General features: G+C 72.6%; 1 protein-coding gene and 1 pseudogene. Both read right to left on the bottom strand.

The features are described 5' to 3' along the window. Positions 1-61 precede the first annotated feature (61 nt). Positions 62-1071: pseudogene (gene cobD / locus GRX66_RS18890) on the bottom strand (threonine-phosphate decarboxylase CobD). Further along, a partial coding sequence (locus tag GRX66_RS18885; protein WP_159527834.1) for a cobalamin biosynthesis protein CobY occupies positions 1061-1531 on the bottom strand: 471 nt, incomplete at its 5' end. The pseudogene cobD and the gene GRX66_RS18885, both read right to left, overlap by 11 nt.

Genomic DNA, 1531 nt, shown 5'->3' with positions numbered 1-1531 from the left:
CCGTCGACAGCCACCGCGCGCCGGGACGCCGGAGGCGGAGCACGCCTCGCTGGTGGTCGCGTCAAACATCGGCGAGCACCGCCAGGAGCCGGTCGTTCGCTTCGCGCGTCCGAACGGCGACGCGGACGTGGGAGTCCAGGCCGCGGAACGTAGTCGCGTCCCTGACGGCGACGCCGCGGTCCCGTGCTGCGGCGACGAGCGACTCGACGTCCCGACTGTGCGCGTCCAGCAGCAGGAACGGCGCGTCCGACGGGTGGACGTCGAAGTCGTCCGCGAGCGAGTCGCGCAGTCGCTCGCGCTCGCGCTCGACGCTCCCGCGTCGCGTCGACGAACTCGCGTTGCTGCATGGCGTGCGCGCCCACGGCCGCAGCGGGCGTACTGAGGTTCCACGCGCGACGCGCGGTCTGCAACTCTGCGAGTCGCTCGCCGGTCGCCACCAGGAACCCCGCTCGAACGCCCGGCAGACCGAACAGTTTGGTGAGCGAGCGCGCGACGACCGCGCCGTCGGCGCCCGCAAGCGTGGCCCCGTCGGTGAATCCGAGGAAGGCTTCGTCCACCAGTAGTTCCGTGTCAGCAGCCCGGCAGCGGTCCGCGAACGCGCGCAGGGCATCGGGGTCGTAGCAGTCGCCGGTCGGATTGTTCGGGTTGCAGACGACGGCCAGTCCGTGGTCGCCGGGGTCGGCGTCCAGCAGTTCGTCGTGGGGCACGAACTCGGGAGTCGCGCCCTGCAACCGGACTTCCCGGGCGTACTCGCCGAAACTCGGGTACGGGACGAGCACGCTGTCCCCGGGTTCGAGGCGGGTTTCCATCGCGAGGCGGATAGCAGCGAGGCCGCCCGGCGTCTGGACGACGCAGTCCGCCGGGCAACCCACGTAGTCGGCGGCGGCGCTGCGGAACTCCGGGTAGTCGTCGCTCGGGTAGCGGGTGGCGTCGTCGAGCGCGCGCTCGTAGACGTCCCGGACGCCGGGCGGCGTCCGGGGGGTTGACGTTCGCGCTGAAGTCCAGCACGTCGGGGTCGTCGCTGCCGCCGTGGGGAACCCGGGTGGCGGCGCTGACGGCGTCAGGGTCCATCGTCTCCCTCCAGGCGGTCGGCGCCGAACGCTGCTGTGGTTCGCGCGTCGAGCAGGCGCTCGGCGATCGCCGCGTCGGCACGACGGTTGACGTTCACCGCGAGGCGGGCGTCGTAGCTCCGGTAGACGTCGTCCTCGTCGTCGCCGACGACGTTCACGCCGGTCGGAACCCAGGCGTCGCCGTCTCCCTCGTCGGTGCTCGCGCCCAGCAGTTCCTTCAGCGCTCGCGGCACCCGCACGCTCGTCGACCCGTCGGCGGCGGCCACGACGTCGTCGACGACGTCGGCCGCAAGCAGCGGCACGTCGGCGGCGACTGTGAGCACGGGCGTGTCGACGGTGTCGAGCGCAGTCAAGAGGTCTGCGACGTACCCGTCGCCAGCCGTCTCGACGACGGGCAGGTCGCCGGCGACGTGTGCGTGGGTGTCCGGCGCGTGCGGCGAGACCACCGCGTAGGCGGTGTC

The organism is Halobacterium bonnevillei, from assembly GCF_009831555.1.
Lineage (GTDB): Archaea > Halobacteriota > Halobacteria > Halobacteriales > Halobacteriaceae > Halobacterium > Halobacterium bonnevillei.
Note: the sequence above shows the minus strand (reverse complement) of the source record. Positions and strands in the feature narration are given on the sequence as shown.